12 protein-coding genes and 2 riboswitches are annotated in these 13,934 nt (G+C 43.4%); of the genes, 9 read left to right on the top strand and 3 right to left on the bottom strand.

Features of this window, described 5'->3' with window-relative positions; translation table 11 throughout:
- Positions 1-39 precede the first annotated feature (39 nt).
- On the bottom strand, positions 40-471 hold the full coding sequence (locus tag IEW05_RS12005) for a hypothetical protein (protein ID WP_194434119.1): 432 nt from the start codon (positions 469-471) through the stop codon (positions 40-42).
- Positions 472-699: 228 nt separating this feature from the next.
- Positions 700-866, bottom strand: a riboswitch (cyclic di-AMP (ydaO/yuaA leader).
- Between the two features lie 402 nt (positions 867-1,268).
- Positions 1,269-1,456, top strand: a riboswitch (cyclic di-AMP (ydaO/yuaA leader).
- A 203-nt stretch (positions 1,457-1,659) separates the two neighbouring features.
- On the opposite strand from IEW05_RS12005, the gene IEW05_RS12000 reads away from it, so the two are divergent.
- The 7 genes from IEW05_RS12000 to IEW05_RS11970 all read left to right on the top strand — a co-directional run bounded on the left by IEW05_RS12000 (position 1,660) and on the right by IEW05_RS11970 (position 10,347).
- Positions 1,660-2,079: a DUF4218 domain-containing protein gene (locus IEW05_RS12000; RefSeq protein WP_188538983.1), complete on the top strand. Its 420-nt coding sequence runs from the start codon at positions 1,660-1,662 to the stop codon at positions 2,077-2,079.
- A gap of 121 nt (positions 2,080-2,200) precedes the next feature.
- A complete protein-coding gene (kdpF, locus tag IEW05_RS26080) occupies positions 2,201-2,278 on the top strand; it encodes a K(+)-transporting ATPase subunit F (protein ID WP_188540842.1) in 78 nt (25 codons plus the stop codon).
- Between the two features lie 76 nt (positions 2,279-2,354).
- Positions 2,355-4,031, top strand: coding sequence for a potassium-transporting ATPase subunit KdpA (gene kdpA / locus IEW05_RS11990; RefSeq protein ID WP_188538981.1), 1,677 nt, complete (start codon positions 2,355-2,357; stop codon positions 4,029-4,031).
- A gap of 16 nt (positions 4,032-4,047) precedes the next feature.
- Complete coding sequence (gene kdpB / locus IEW05_RS11985) at positions 4,048-6,081, top strand: potassium-transporting ATPase subunit KdpB (protein WP_188538978.1); 2,034 nt, start codon at positions 4,048-4,050, stop codon at positions 6,079-6,081.
- A gap of 37 nt (positions 6,082-6,118) precedes the next feature.
- Positions 6,119-6,739 carry a potassium-transporting ATPase subunit KdpC gene (kdpC, locus tag IEW05_RS11980; RefSeq protein WP_188538976.1) on the top strand — a complete coding sequence of 207 codons (621 nt, stop codon included), beginning with the start codon at positions 6,119-6,121 and terminating at the stop codon, positions 6,737-6,739.
- 75 nt (positions 6,740-6,814) lie between these two features.
- Positions 6,815-9,139 carry a universal stress protein gene (locus IEW05_RS11975; protein ID WP_188538974.1) on the top strand — a complete coding sequence of 775 codons (2,325 nt, stop codon included), beginning with the start codon at positions 6,815-6,817 and terminating at the stop codon, positions 9,137-9,139.
- A 161-nt stretch (positions 9,140-9,300) separates the two neighbouring features.
- Positions 9,301-10,347, top strand: coding sequence for a CapA family protein (locus tag IEW05_RS11970; RefSeq protein WP_229753354.1), 1,047 nt, complete (start codon positions 9,301-9,303; stop codon positions 10,345-10,347).
- 30 nt (positions 10,348-10,377) lie between these two features.
- Here IEW05_RS11970 and IEW05_RS11965 read toward each other — a convergent pair whose 3' ends face one another.
- The gene (locus IEW05_RS11965; RefSeq protein WP_188538972.1) at positions 10,378-11,445 is read right to left on the bottom strand and encodes a GNAT family N-acetyltransferase; all 1,068 of its coding nucleotides are present in this window, start codon (positions 11,443-11,445) and stop codon (positions 10,378-10,380) included.
- A gap of 28 nt (positions 11,446-11,473) precedes the next feature.
- Positions 11,474-12,319: an FUSC family protein gene (locus tag IEW05_RS11960; RefSeq protein ID WP_188540840.1), complete on the bottom strand. Its 846-nt coding sequence runs from the start codon at positions 12,317-12,319 to the stop codon at positions 11,474-11,476.
- A gap of 345 nt (positions 12,320-12,664) precedes the next feature.
- Between IEW05_RS11960 and IEW05_RS11955 the strand changes: the two genes are divergently transcribed.
- On the top strand, positions 12,665-13,258 hold the full coding sequence (locus IEW05_RS11955; RefSeq protein ID WP_188538970.1) for an RNA polymerase sigma factor: 594 nt from the start codon (positions 12,665-12,667) through the stop codon (positions 13,256-13,258).
- Positions 13,255-13,854 (top strand): anti-sigma factor, encoded by a 600-nt coding sequence (locus IEW05_RS11950; protein ID WP_188538968.1) that lies wholly within the window; start codon positions 13,255-13,257, stop codon positions 13,852-13,854. The genes IEW05_RS11955 and IEW05_RS11950 overlap by 4 nt, the downstream gene beginning before the upstream one ends.
- Positions 13,855-13,934: the final 80 nt, after the last annotated feature.

Genomic DNA, 13,934 nt, shown 5'->3' with positions numbered 1-13,934 from the left:
TATTCCTTAAGTCATGTAAATGGCTTAGGGGATACCCTTTTACTTTTGCGCAAGGTTGACAAGTCTTATTTGATCAAGATTTTTACGTGGCAGGACCTGCATCGTACTTGCTTTAACTCTTGCCCGTTCACGTATCATGATGAGCTGTTCCTTTAATGTAGGAATACTGTTACTAAGAATGACTGATATTTCGATAAGTGGAAGCTTCAATCCATACCATAGAAATTCCAGTGCTTTTTCGTCCAACGTTGGAGTATCAGGAGAAAGAAGCTGTCTATCTACATCTACCACCCGTTCAGTGCATTGACGAATACAGCTTTGATAAGCATGTAATGAAAATGTTTTAGGATCCCAATTATCTTGAGCAAAAGGTTCACAGAGCTCCAGGAAGGTATTTGTAGTTACTTGTTCTGCAGCTGTGTTGTCCTCCAACAACAAATAACTAAGGGCGTATAGAGAATCTGCGTACATTTTTACGTAATGGACATATTTCCTATTGTTGAATGGGTGTTTGTTAATCAAATGAGTAGTCATCATCTTATATTCCTTTCCAAAATAACAGGTTGATTGTTAACTTATAGCAACGAGAAGTATGCTCGTTCATTTGGAGTAACAAAAAAACCGCAGACAGAGGAGGACCTCTGCTGCAGTTTGCGGATTCAGGTACAAATAAGCCTGGCGCAAATGCGTGGCAAATCAAGGGTCTCTCTCTATGGCTTACGAGGTTAGCTGTCGGATTCGGGCCGTGAGAGTCGCCCTACCTCATGAGAACTAATCATTCTCCGTCGGATTCACCCCAAGTAGGCCAGCTCGGCCTGATGGTTCCCCCGTTTCCCGCGGTTGCAGGAATTCAGCGTGTGTTTCATCAGAATGATACTATTTCTTGATTCCCTTGTAAAAAACAAAAGATATCTTATTGGCCGTAGTTAAGCCAAATTCGGTCAGCAACAGAAGAAAAAGTGACTAAAAGCACATTTGTGGCCTTATACAAGGCTTCTATCTTCCTCAAGCTCGGTTTCTTGATTTCTTTACTTCTGATATGCAGATAGCTAATTTTTCACTCCTGAAAAGTAGTAATCACAATAATTGAGGTTTATTCGATAAATGCCTTAGAACTGTGAAAACAAGAGATATAAAGAGATTAGATAGTAAGTAAGCGTTATCCAATATGTATTTGGTTTCGATTTTGCTTTTTTTTGCCAAGGAACGCATTTTACAAGAAATCTGCTTAGAGAGTATGATTACACCTGTTTCCATAACATAACTGAATATTTGATCCGCTTAATTTCCGTTAAGGAAAGCGGGGGAACCAACAATTGACTACCGATGTGAGAGTCGGAAGTCAGTTATGGGGTGAATCCTGTAGAATGTGAGGCAATTTGCATTTATACAGGTAGGGCAACTCTCACTGCCCGAATCCGACAGCTAACCTCGTAAGCGTATGGAGAGAGGATGAGTGCAATGTGACCCCATGTAGAGTCACAGAGGATTTCCTCTGTGGCTCTTTACTGTACCTTTTTATGAAAAATGGATGTAAAGGTAACGTCTAATGACGCGATGCAGCTATATTCAGACTGTGTCCGAAAATGACGATGGTCACAAGATCGTTCGGAGATTTTCGTTGCCTCCTTATGTACTTGAGAAGGGGAAAAGATAGATATGGCGGATCAAAATGAATATGTACTTGTGTGGGCACCAACAAAAGCAGGAGAACTTTTCATTAAATTATTGAAATTCAAAGGGATTAAGGTTGCGGGGTTAACTAACAATCAGGCAGGAAAAAATCGGCTAGAAGAATTGGGCATTGAGCGTTTTGTATTGGTGGATACAAATCATCAGAACACTTGGATTCAACCATCTTTTCCGGTGGGCAAAGTGTATTTGTTCGAAAGTAGCCTAACATTATGTTGCCGATATATTCAAATGTGTCGTACTTGGACGAGAAAACCGATTTTTGTTATTACAACATCTTTAAATCCAAGATTAGTCTATAAAGGGCTCGGGGCGAAATATGTCATATATTCACACAGCGGGGATGTGTCTTTTTTGGCAGACAAATCCGCACAGCTAGACAATTGAAAGGACTGAAAAGACCATGATGGATCTGTATATGGTGGCTGCATTAGTCGTGATTTATGGTTTGTTCTATGGATTTATGCACTGGTGCGAAGGTGTAGTTCAGGATAGGGAGGAATGATTTGTGATTCTGATCATAGCTGTTACCGTTCTATTGTTCATGTATCTAGTATATGCCCTGATCTATCCGGAGAAATTTTAATTTCATATCGCATTATTCTAGTAAAAGCATAAAAATTTAGGCAATTTAGGCCTAATTTAAGGAGGGTCAGTCATTCATGGGCATTTTGCAAATTGTAGCTGTTATCGTAATCCTAATGCTGCTGGTTAAACCAATGGGTACTTATTTATATCATGTGTTCTCCAATGAACCGAATCGTACGGACAAAGGGTTTGCTCGAATTGAAAAAGGCATTTATGCCTTGATTGGCTTAAAAAAACGGGACCGAATGTCCTGGAAGAAATATGCGATAAGCTTTATTTTGACGAATATCGTTCTAGTGGCTTTCAGTTATATATTCCTTAGATTACAGCGGGGGCTCCCGCTTAACCCTAACGGAATTGGGGATATGGAGCAGACACTTAGCTTTAATACGGTAATCAGCTTTATGACTAATACGAATCTGCAGCATTATAGCGGGGAAACAGGGCTTTCCTATTTCTCGCAAATGGCAGTTATTACGATGATGATGTTCACCTCGGCGGCTAGCGGATTTGCGGTTGCAGTCGCTTTTGTTAGAGGGATTACCGGTCAAAAGTCGGTGGGTAACTTCTTCGAGGATTTCGTTAAAGCACATATCCGTGTGTTCATTCCATTAGCGTTGCTAGTTACTCTAACACTGGTTGCATTACATGTACCACAGACACTGAAGTCGACGCTCGAGGTCACTACGCTCGAGGGGCAAACCCAGCAAATTGCCATCGGCCCTGTTGCTTCACTGGAATCCATTAAGCATTTGGGTACGAACGGTGGAGGTTTCTTTGGTGCTAATTCGTCGCATCCATTTGAGAATCCGAACCCGCTCACTAACGTGTTGGAAATGTTATCGATGTGGGTGCTACCAGCATCCCTCCCATATATGTTTGGTCTGTTCGCTAAGAACAAACGTCAAGGTTGGGTAATTTTCTCCGCCATGATGACGTTGTTTGTCCTGTTTCTCTCATTGAACTACTATGCTGAAAGCCATGGGAATCCGGCGATCAATGCCATGGGGATCAATGCTTCACAGGGGAGTATGGAAGGTAAGGAGGTCCGTTTTGGCATACCACAATCCTCACTGTTCACCACGGTAACAACGGCAGCTACCACGGGGAGTGTAAATAACATGCATGATACCCAGACTCCATTAGGCGGAATTACCCCGCTAGCGTTGATGATGCTAAACAATGTATTTGGAGGTAAGGGTGTTGGGTTAATCAATATGCTGATGTATGCCATCTTGGGCGTATTCCTCTGTGGTCTAATGGTTGGTCGGACACCCGAATTTCTTGGTCGAAAGATTGAGGCGAGGGAGATGAAGCTGATTGCGATCGCGATCTTGGTACACCCTCTAATTATTCTCGTACCAACGGCTGGAGCCTTCCTGACCGATCTCGGCAAAGGTGCGATTACGAATCCCGGCTTTCATGGGTTATCGCAGGTATTGTACGAATATGTGTCTTCCGCGGCTAATAACGGCTCGGGATTTGAAGGACTTGCTGACAATACATCCTTCTGGAATATTACGACAGGGATCGTCATGCTAGTAGGCCGCTATATATCGATGATCGCTATGATGGCGGTAGCTGGTTCACTGCTTCGCAAGAAGCCGGTTCCAGAGACAATGGGTACCTTCCGTACAGATAATCGCCTTTTTACCGGCATTCTGATCGTTACGGTGCTGATTATCGGTGCGCTGACCTTTTTGCCGGTCATTGTGCTCGGTCCAATTGCAGAATATTTGACCTTACGGTAGGAAGAGGGAGAACAAAATGAGTACTTTAAAAAGAAAAAAGCTGCTGACCGGACCCATACTCCTAAGCGCTGTTAAGGATAGTTTTATTAAGCTTAATCCGGTAACTCTGATGAAGAATCCAGTGATGTTCGTCGTTGAGATCGGGACAATTATTGTTTTGCTCATGGTGTTGGCACCGGGATACTTTAACGCCGAAAAATCGATGGGCTTTAATATTACCGTGTTGTTCATCCTGTTGTTCACTGTACTGTTCGCTAACTTTGCTGAAGCGTTAGCTGAAGGACGCGGGAAGGCTCAGGCCGACTCGCTCAAGAAGACGAAACAAGATATTACAGCTAATAAATTGGTGGGAACGGTACTGAAGACTGTATCTTCCTCCGAGCTCCGCAAAGGAGATTTCGTTATCGTCAGCCAAGGTGAATTAATTCCTGGTGATGGCGAGGTTATAGAAGGCTTAGCTTCCGTGGATGAATCAGCTATTACTGGTGAATCGGCGCCCGTAATTAAAGAAGCTGGTGGTGACTTTAACTCCGTCACAGGGGGTACACGGGTTGTTAGTGATGAGATTAAAGTGCGAATTACAAGCGATCCTGGTGAATCGTTTCTAGATCGGATGATCTCCTTAGTAGAAGGGGCCAAACGCCAAAAAACACCGAATGAAATCGCACTGAATACGCTCCTAATCAGTCTGACAATTATCTTTTTGATTGTAGTAGTTACCTTGCGCCCGATTGCGGACTATCTAGGTATTGAACTGGATATTCCTGTTCTGATAGCCTTATTAGTCTGCTTGATTCCAACAACGATCGGCGGACTACTCTCAGCGATTGGTATTGCAGGTATGGACCGAGTTACGCAGTTTAACGTGTTGGCCATGTCGGGGAAGGCCGTTGAGGTGGCTGGTGATATCAATACGATGATCTTAGACAAGACAGGTACGATTACATTTGGTAACCGGATGGCGAGTGAATTTGTTCCAGTAGGGAATGAAACGACAGCTGAACTTACCGCATGGGCGGCGATTAGCTCCTTGAAGGATGAGACTCCTGAAGGACGATCGGTCATTGAATTAGCTAAAAAGCTGGAATGTAGCTATGACGCTAGTCTTGGAGATGGCGGGGAATTCGTAGAGTTTAAGGCGGAGACGCGGATGAGTGGTATAGATCTGCGTGACGGTCGCTGCGTTCGTAAGGGGGCGGTAGACTCCGTGAAGAAATGGGTATTGTCTAATGGCGGACAGATACCAGATAACCTAGATAGTAACTCAGATGCCATTGCTAGGTTAGGGGGAACCCCACTTGCTGTTGCGGTAGACAACCGGATTTATGGACTCATTTATTTAAAAGATACCGTGAAGCCTGGCATGAAGGAACGTTTTGAAGAGATGCGCTCGATGGGGATCAAGACGATTATGTGTACGGGTGACAATCCGCTAACCGCAGCGACCATAGCTCGTGAAGCTGGTGTAGATGATTACATTGCTGAAAGTACTCCGGAGGACAAAATTGCAGTCATTCGTCGTGAACAAAACGAAGGGAAACTGGTCGCTATGACTGGGGACGGTACAAATGATGCTCCTGCTTTGGCGCAGGCCGATGTTGGTCTAGCGATGAACAGCGGGACAACGGCTGCCAAAGAAGCGGCGAATATGGTCGATCTAGATTCGGATCCTTCGAAAATTATTGAGGTTGTTGCTATCGGTAAGCAGTTACTTATGACACGGGGAGCTTTGACTACCTTTAGTATTGCGAATGATATTGCCAAGTATTTTGCTATTATTCCAGCGATGTTCACGCTGGCTATACCTGAGATGGAAGCCTTAAATGTGATGGGACTTGGATCTCCGAGCTCGGCGATTCTTTCGGCGTTGATTTTTAATGCCATTATTATCCCATTGCTAATCCCTCTTGCAATGAAAGGTGTTTCGTATAAAGCAATGAGTTCTACTAAGCTGCTCAGCCGAAATATTTTGATCTACGGACTCGGTGGAGTCATTGTTCCTTTCGTGGGCATCAAGCTCATTGATATGATTGTCAGTGTATGGATATAACGGTGTATTGACTAACTATAGAAAGAGTGAGAGTATCATGGCGAACTCCATTAAGACGGCTGAAGAACAGCAGTCCCTATCTAAAGGTTTATATTTTTTTACAATCGTGCGGCTTTGTATCGTATTCATCGTAATCTGTGGAATGATCTACCCATTAACATCTACGGCGATTGCTCAAGTTATTATGCCATCTCAAGCGAATGGTAGCTTGCTGAAGAATGATGCTGGTGTCGTTGTGGGGTCAGAATTGATCGGGCAAAACTTTAGTGATCCGGCGTTGTTCCATGGTCGGGTATCCAGTATTGAGTATAAAGCGGAGGCTTCGGGATCCAATAACTATGGACCATCTAATCTCGATATGTTGCAGCGTACGAAGGATTTCATTACTCAGTGGCAAGTTGATAATCCGGATGTGCCGTTGAACGAATTGCCAATCGATTTGGTAACCAATTCGGGCTCCGGGCTTGATCCACATATCTCTCCTGACTCGGCGATTGTGCAGATTCCACGAATCAGCAATTTGACCGGTATTCCAGCTTCGCAACTGGAGGAGTTGGTGAACCAGCACACAGAGGGCCGTGATTTAGGACTGTTCGGGGAAAAACGGGTGAATGTACTGAAGTTAAATATGGATCTACAGAAATTAGTGAAATCGTAAAATGTATCATATGTCCCTGCCTGATTTCTTGGAGTCAGGCGGGGATTAAAGCGTGTTTGGGAGTGGTACTTATTTATGGAAACGTACCGGAGAAAGACACCTGAAGAGTTGTTGCTTTCTATCTACGAGCTACACCGTGGACGCCTGAAAATCTTTATCGGTCCTGTTAGTGGGGCGGGCAAAACATACCAGATGCTACGTGAAGGCCAGAGTCTTAAAGGTCAGGGAATTGATGTGGTTATTTGTGCTGTATCCACCAATCAAAGTCCTGAGACCAGGGATCAGCTTGGTGATTTGGAACGGATTCCAAGTATACACTGGGTTAAGGACGGAATTGAAAAGAAGGATTTGGATGTAGAAGCCATCGTGAAGCGTAACCCGGAGGTTGTATTAACCGATGGATTGGCACACCGTAACCGGAACGGGGCGGAGCGCCTTGGACGGCTCGAAGATATCAATTATTTAATTAGCGCCGGAATTAGCGTGATTACGACGGTGAACGTATATGAGTTGGAAGGTGCTGCGGATTTAGCAAGACAGTGGACGGGGATGGAAGTGGAGTATTCTATTCCGACAGACGTGTTAGCCTTGGCAGATGAGTTGGTTCTGATTGACGTAACTCCCGAGAAAATACTTCAGCGCGTATCTGAGGGACATTTGGGCAAAAGGGACCATATCCCACTGTTAAATAAGGGAAATCTAAGTAAGCTACGGGAGCTGGCGCTCCGAATGGTGGCAGAGGATGTAAATTACACCCTAGAGAAGCACCGAGAGGAGCAGGGGCTGCATGGAGCAGCTGGTATCGCGGAAAAGGTGCTTGTTTCTGCGCAGTATTACTGGAACGGCTCGATACATATCCGCCGTGGACAGCAAATAGCGAAGCGGCTAAACGGTGAGTTAGCGGTAGTATCCTTTTGGAAACAAGGTCTCGCTCCCTCAAAAGATGCTGCTACATTTAAACGGTCATTATGGAAGTTGGCGGAGAAAATCGGTGCATCAATGGAGGAAATTCCTTTTCGCTCAAAACGTGAGATTCCACATTTACTTGTGCAATATGCAATGCGACATAATATTACGCGGATCGTCATGGGGCATTCGAAGCAAAGCGCATGGCAGGAAATACGAAAAGGATCGATCGCCAATTCTCTTCTGAAGCATATCCGTAACGTGGATGTGTTCTTCGTGGCAGATCGTGCGGAACAGGAGGGAGAACGTGTTCTGCCAGCGCTGAAAATCCGTAATAAACGTGAATCGGATGCTTACCATAGGCTTAGCAATCAGGAAGTCATGGACAAAATTGAAGATTTCCGTCGAGGTACTTTTAAGGTATATATTGGGGCAGCTCCTGGCGTGGGCAAAACATACAAGATGCTACGTGAAGGAAATGATCTCTTGAAAAGAGGGATCGATGTCGTCATCGGGTTGTTAGAAACCCACGGGCGTAAAGAAACGTTGGAGCAAGTGGCTAAGCTTGAATCTGTGCAAAGACTGCGTATCGATTACCGCGGAACCATTCTGGAGGAAATGGACACGGAGGCCATCATTCGGCGGAATCCTGAAGTCGTGTTAGTGGATGAACTAGCGCACACCAATATGCCGGGTAGCAAGCACAAGAAACGGTATATGGATGTTATGGAGCTGCTTGATGCGGGAATATCCGTCATTTCTACGGTGAATGTTCAGCATCTGGAGAGTTTGAATGATGCGGTAGAGCAAATTACCGGAGTTAGGGTAAGAGAGACTGTTCCCGACAGTATGCTGCAGCGGGCAGACGAAGTAGAGTTAATCGATGTGACGCCCAAAGCGCTTCAGGAGCGGATGAAAGAGGGCAAAATTTATGCGCTGGCGAAAGTTGATCAGGCACTAGATCATTTTTTCAAAATCGGGAATTTAATCGCACTAAGGGAACTGGCACTGCGAGAGATTGCTGATGATGTGGATGAGCGTTTGGAGGCTTGGGAGCGTGATGGGTCATTGCGAGGGCCTTGGAGAAGAAAGGAAGTCATTTACGTGTGTATCACGCTCGGCCAAGGTTCGGAAAGACTCATCCGTCGAGGGTTCCGAATTGCATACCGACTCAAAGCCAACTGGTATGTCACGTATGTACAAGAGATGAAGCAGCATGGGGAGCTAACGGATAAGCGTATCGCTGAATTGAAGGAACTGACGGAAAGGCTGGGAGGAATTTTTAAAACCATACCTAACGTAATCCCGAGCCGTGTAGCTTCTTTGCTACTGGAAAGATCACAGGCATTACAGAGCACCCAAATTATTATTGGGCAGTCTCAACGCTCGTGGCTACGCAAATGGTTCCGTGGTGATGTCACCAAGCAAATTTTGCGTTCAGCTAGACATGTGGATGTGCTGGTCGTTGCTGATTTCACGAGGGAAGATCAATAAATTAAGGTGGACAGAGGACCTATCTCAACTTACGAGGTAGGTCTTATTTATCAATTGGAAAATTTAGTATTGATTATCCTTCTTTTACATGATTTTATTAATAAGTACCGGATTTGTCACATAGGCTTGAGTTGGGTGTAAAACATAGAGGAGGTATAGGGATGGGGGCACGAATGATTAGGAGATTTATATGTGTTTTTATTATATTAATACTCACGCTCCCAGCTACTATCGCTTTAGGGGAGCCTGAGGTAGATAAAACGGACCAAATTCGGCTTACGTTCGTGGGTGATATTCTGCTTGATGGTTATGTTGGAGATCAAATAGCTAAATTTGGAGTCAACTATCCTTTTGAGAAAGTAGCCCCCAAATTGAAACAAGCCGATATGGCATTTGCGAATTTGGAAACACCGGTTTCGACTAAAGGTAAGCCAGTAGATAACAAAACATTTGTCTTTCGATCAAAACCTACTGCATTAGCGGGTTTAGTATATGCGGGTGTGGATGGGGTAACTGTAGCTAACAATCATATTCTCGATTATGGCAAAGATGCTATGTTGGACACCATAGTTCAGCTTAATAAATACAAAATTGGTTACACAGGGGCTGGAAAGAATATTAAAGAAGCTTTTTCACCCTATGTAAAGACGATAAAGGATAAAAAAATCGCCGTACTTGGTGTTAGTCGCGTTCTTTCAGGTCCTTCATGGTATGCGGGTGAGAAAAATGCGGGGGCCGCATCTGCTTATACACTTGAGCCTTTGCTAACTGAAATTAAGAAATCCACGCAAGAGAATGACTTCACCATTGTCTATCTCCATTGGAACGAGGAATTTAAAGATTATCCAGAACCATATGCTCGCAAGCTGGCTAAGCAAATGATTGATAGTGGTGCAGATATGATCATTGGCGCGCATAGTCATTGTCTGATGGGCATCGAATATTATCAGCACAAGCCGATATATTATTCTTTAGGAAATTTCGTATTTAACCGTTCAACTCGTGGAGGAGATAAAACGTTAGATTCGATGATCGTGGATTTTGAAATCAAAGGTTCAAAAATTACGAGTAAAATAACCCCTGTAAAAATTATCCATGGGCAACCGAACTTTATGCCAGAAGCTTATAATAAAAAGACAATTAAGTTATTGAATAAGCTCTCCTATAATGCAAAAATTGATGCCCACGGGAATGTAACGGAAAAATAATCATAGAACTATTTGAAAATTCATAATTTGTTAAACAAAATGCAATCCATACATATAAGGCAGTGGCAACGGTTCAACCTTTGCATATCCTGGTACGAAGACTTCAGAGCTTGGATCAAATAAAAGTGAGCATAGCTCAGCATAGGTTAGATCCTGAGCGACATTAGCATCTAAGCTTGCTTGAGTAATAAGCGCAGCTTTATCAACTACTAAGACGGTCCCGGCGTTGGTGCTTTCGGTACTTTGTGCACCGGCCGATTTCAGGGAAGCAGCAAGCTGGGTATATTGCCACGGCAGGTTCATTTGCAGTGAGGATAAATTGAAGTGTAAGAAGGAGTGGGACAACAGTGTTGCGACCGCTTCAGGCGACCCTGCCCATTCAATGACAGTTCCATCAAATCTGGTAGGCTCCATTTCCGACACGGTAGCTGATTTTGGCAAACCTAGTACGACTACAGCGCGTATACCTTTACCGGGTATTTCAGCTACCCGAATCGCTTGGGTCAGCTTAGAAACCTTCGCCATGGGAGCTACGCTTATAGCTTGCTGTAAGTCAGGAATTCCCCACTTGATCGTTCCTGTTTGAGAAGTTAACAGTTCATGAACTACAAAGATGTCTTCTGGTTGCATATCTCGGAAATTCCAAGCATTATGTTCTGCTGCAAGCTTGTCCATAACAGGAGCATCAATAATAAACTGAGTTGATTTACCGTAGTAAACACTTCCTGCGTTTGTATATAGTGGAAGATCACCGGAGATGAACATTAGAGATGCGCCGGCATCTTTGGCGTGTTCAGAGCATAGTGTTAATAAGTTGGAGGCGAGCCCCCGACCTCGGTAATCAGGATCTGTACAGACTGCTCCAATGAAAAACACACGCAATTCAGCTTGATTGGAACGGATCAGCTGAGGAACCATTCCCATGAACGCTACAAGATCACCTTTCTCATTGAATGCACCATAAGAATGGCTCACCCCAGCTTCAAATATTGTAGGGAACGCGGAGCCCATATATTGTTCTCCATCTTTACAAAAGACTTTATTTGCTAATGCGGCAGCCTGTCCTAGTTCATGTCCTGTAACCCGTCTGAAATCCATGTTGTCAACCTCCCAGAAAGAATAGAAATCAATTCATTGATGTTGAAGTAACCGGAATAATAAGTCCTAAGCTTTCGATTTCTTTGAAGATACATTCGATATGATAGTCGATAACGATCTTTAGGGATTCTGAATCTAACTGTTTAGTATTTGGAATGTCATGAAGTAAATCTTGTTCAATATATAATCTTTGGATCATTCGCATGTGTGAGTAAATGTGCTTGCAGATTTCTATCTCTTCTTCAATATGGTTCATCGTCTGACCGTGGTCTTTCGTGAGATGAAACTCTAACTTACAAAGCTCATGAAATTTTTCCAGATCAGCAATATCTTTTTTGAGATCTTTTAAGTCGCCATTTACTCCGAGGCTAATAACTTCTTCAGCCGCATCAGTTAATCGCCTCATCAATGTTTTGCGGGCGATGTGCAGGTTGTACTCATGCTTAGGAGGAAATATCAAATAGTTAACGACAACTGCAACAGTGACACCAATCAAAGTATCAAAAATCCGATTAAGACCATATAGGAGTGGGCTTTCCCCGACGTGTAAATTCAGCATGATGGCTAGAAATACGATACTCGCTATCGAAATGGATTTATTCCACTTCAATAGATTGCATATATAGATAACAAATACAATACCTACGGCACAATAGAAGGCATTTTTCGGATCGATGATAGCAAAAATCAGGCCGACACCTGCTCCAACAAAGGTACCCATCATACGGTTCTTGCCTGCGGTAAATGAATTTGTTACGGAGTTCTCCATTGAGATGATGGTGGCGATGGCCGCATAAAAAGGATACTCCAGATTTAACAGTTCTGAAATAATGACTACAATAAAAATCGCAATGGCAGTTTTAATATTTCTCATGCCTATAGACAATCTCACGGATTACCTTCCTCTCAGTAGAATCGAACAACATTATACATTATTTTCAGTAAACTTTCTGTAAGATAAATGATAAATTATTTCTATGGTAGACTTGTGAATTTTTATTACTGTTGTAAATCTCAGCCACATTAGATATTTTTTTAATCCCAAGTTCTATGGTATAATATTCATCGGTTAGAGCTTGTTATGTAAATGTAGCAATTTATTGGATCTTTTTTTGAAAATACTACATATAAACCGCAACTTTTTATATCCTGTTCGGTAAAATAAGTGAAGTCGAACGGGGAAGAAGTACATGGATGGGCGAGGAGGATCGCACTCATAATGACGGATTCCCAAATGATTCGTGAGATTAAAGAAGGTAATACAGAGTTATACTCGGAGCTGATGCGCCGCTATCAGCGCAAAATTCTAGCTTTTGTTTATCACATGTTAAAGAGTGCTCATTTAGAGTTACTCGCAGAAGATTTGTGCTCGGAAACGTTCTATAAAGCATTTCGAAGTCTGAACTCCTTCCGGGAAGTGGATGCTTCTTTTTCCACCTGGTTGTATACGATTGCCAGAAATACTGTGCTTAGTGAACTTCGGAAACAGCGTAGTGCTAACATTCCGTTAGAAGAAAGTGGCTATGTACCGGTTGCTTCAAGTGATGTTGTTCCGGAACAAGCGATTTTGCGCAGTGAGAAGGTTAGTATGGTACGCGAGGCCATCAACAATCTACCGGAAAAACAAAGATCTGCTTTAATTTTACGTGAATACGATCAACTGGATTATCAAGAGATTGCCGGCATTCTAGGTCAGAGTGTGAGTGCAGTGAAATCTCTGTTATTCAGGGCACGTAGTAGCGTGAAGATTCAGCTTGAACCCTACTTTTATGAACCCGTCTACGAGCATTATGAAGGGATGAAAAGCAGATGAACTGTAAAGAGGCCCAAGAGTTGTTTGGAATGATGCCGGAGTTACCTGACAATCATCCACAACGTAGAATGCTGGAATGGCATACTTTGGGTTGCGAATCTTGCGCCGCTGAATATCAAATTTGGAAAGAAAGTTTGAATGCGATGCATGCTTTTTCCGTTGAGATCTCAGATGAACAGGCAGAGGGTATTAACCGAAGGGTTATGGATCGTATTTATGCTGAATCTCCATGGCTAGCACCTCAGGCAGAAGAAGCTAAAGTCACACGGGGGATGCGCCAACGTGTTTCAATATGGGCTGCTTGTTTCTTGGCAGTGTTCCTATGCAGTTTCTTATTGCTAATGATGGGGAACTCCAAACAACACAATGAGGCTGCTAAACCAATGACTGGAATATTGCCTGCGGTTGTTGCCGTTTCCGATATCGAGGCGTCAGAAGAATTTACCCTAACGTTGCCAAGCTCATCTAGAGGGATTATTGAGCCGTTTGCGGCTCAGATGGGGCCGTCTTATCCGCAATACTGGATGATACTCTCCATGGCGGGAATGGGTCTTGCCTTATTTTCATGGAAAGGGATTAGGCGTGCAAGGAGATGAATAGAATAAACGTTTCTTCCATTGATTACTCTGGGAGACGACGTTTATTTTTTTATTATCATAATTCAGGTGCTTGAGAG

This window comes from Paenibacillus segetis, assembly GCF_014639155.1.
GTDB lineage: Bacteria > Bacillota > Bacilli > Paenibacillales > Paenibacillaceae > Fontibacillus > Fontibacillus segetis.
Note: the sequence above shows the minus strand (reverse complement) of the source record. Positions and strands in the feature narration are given on the sequence as shown.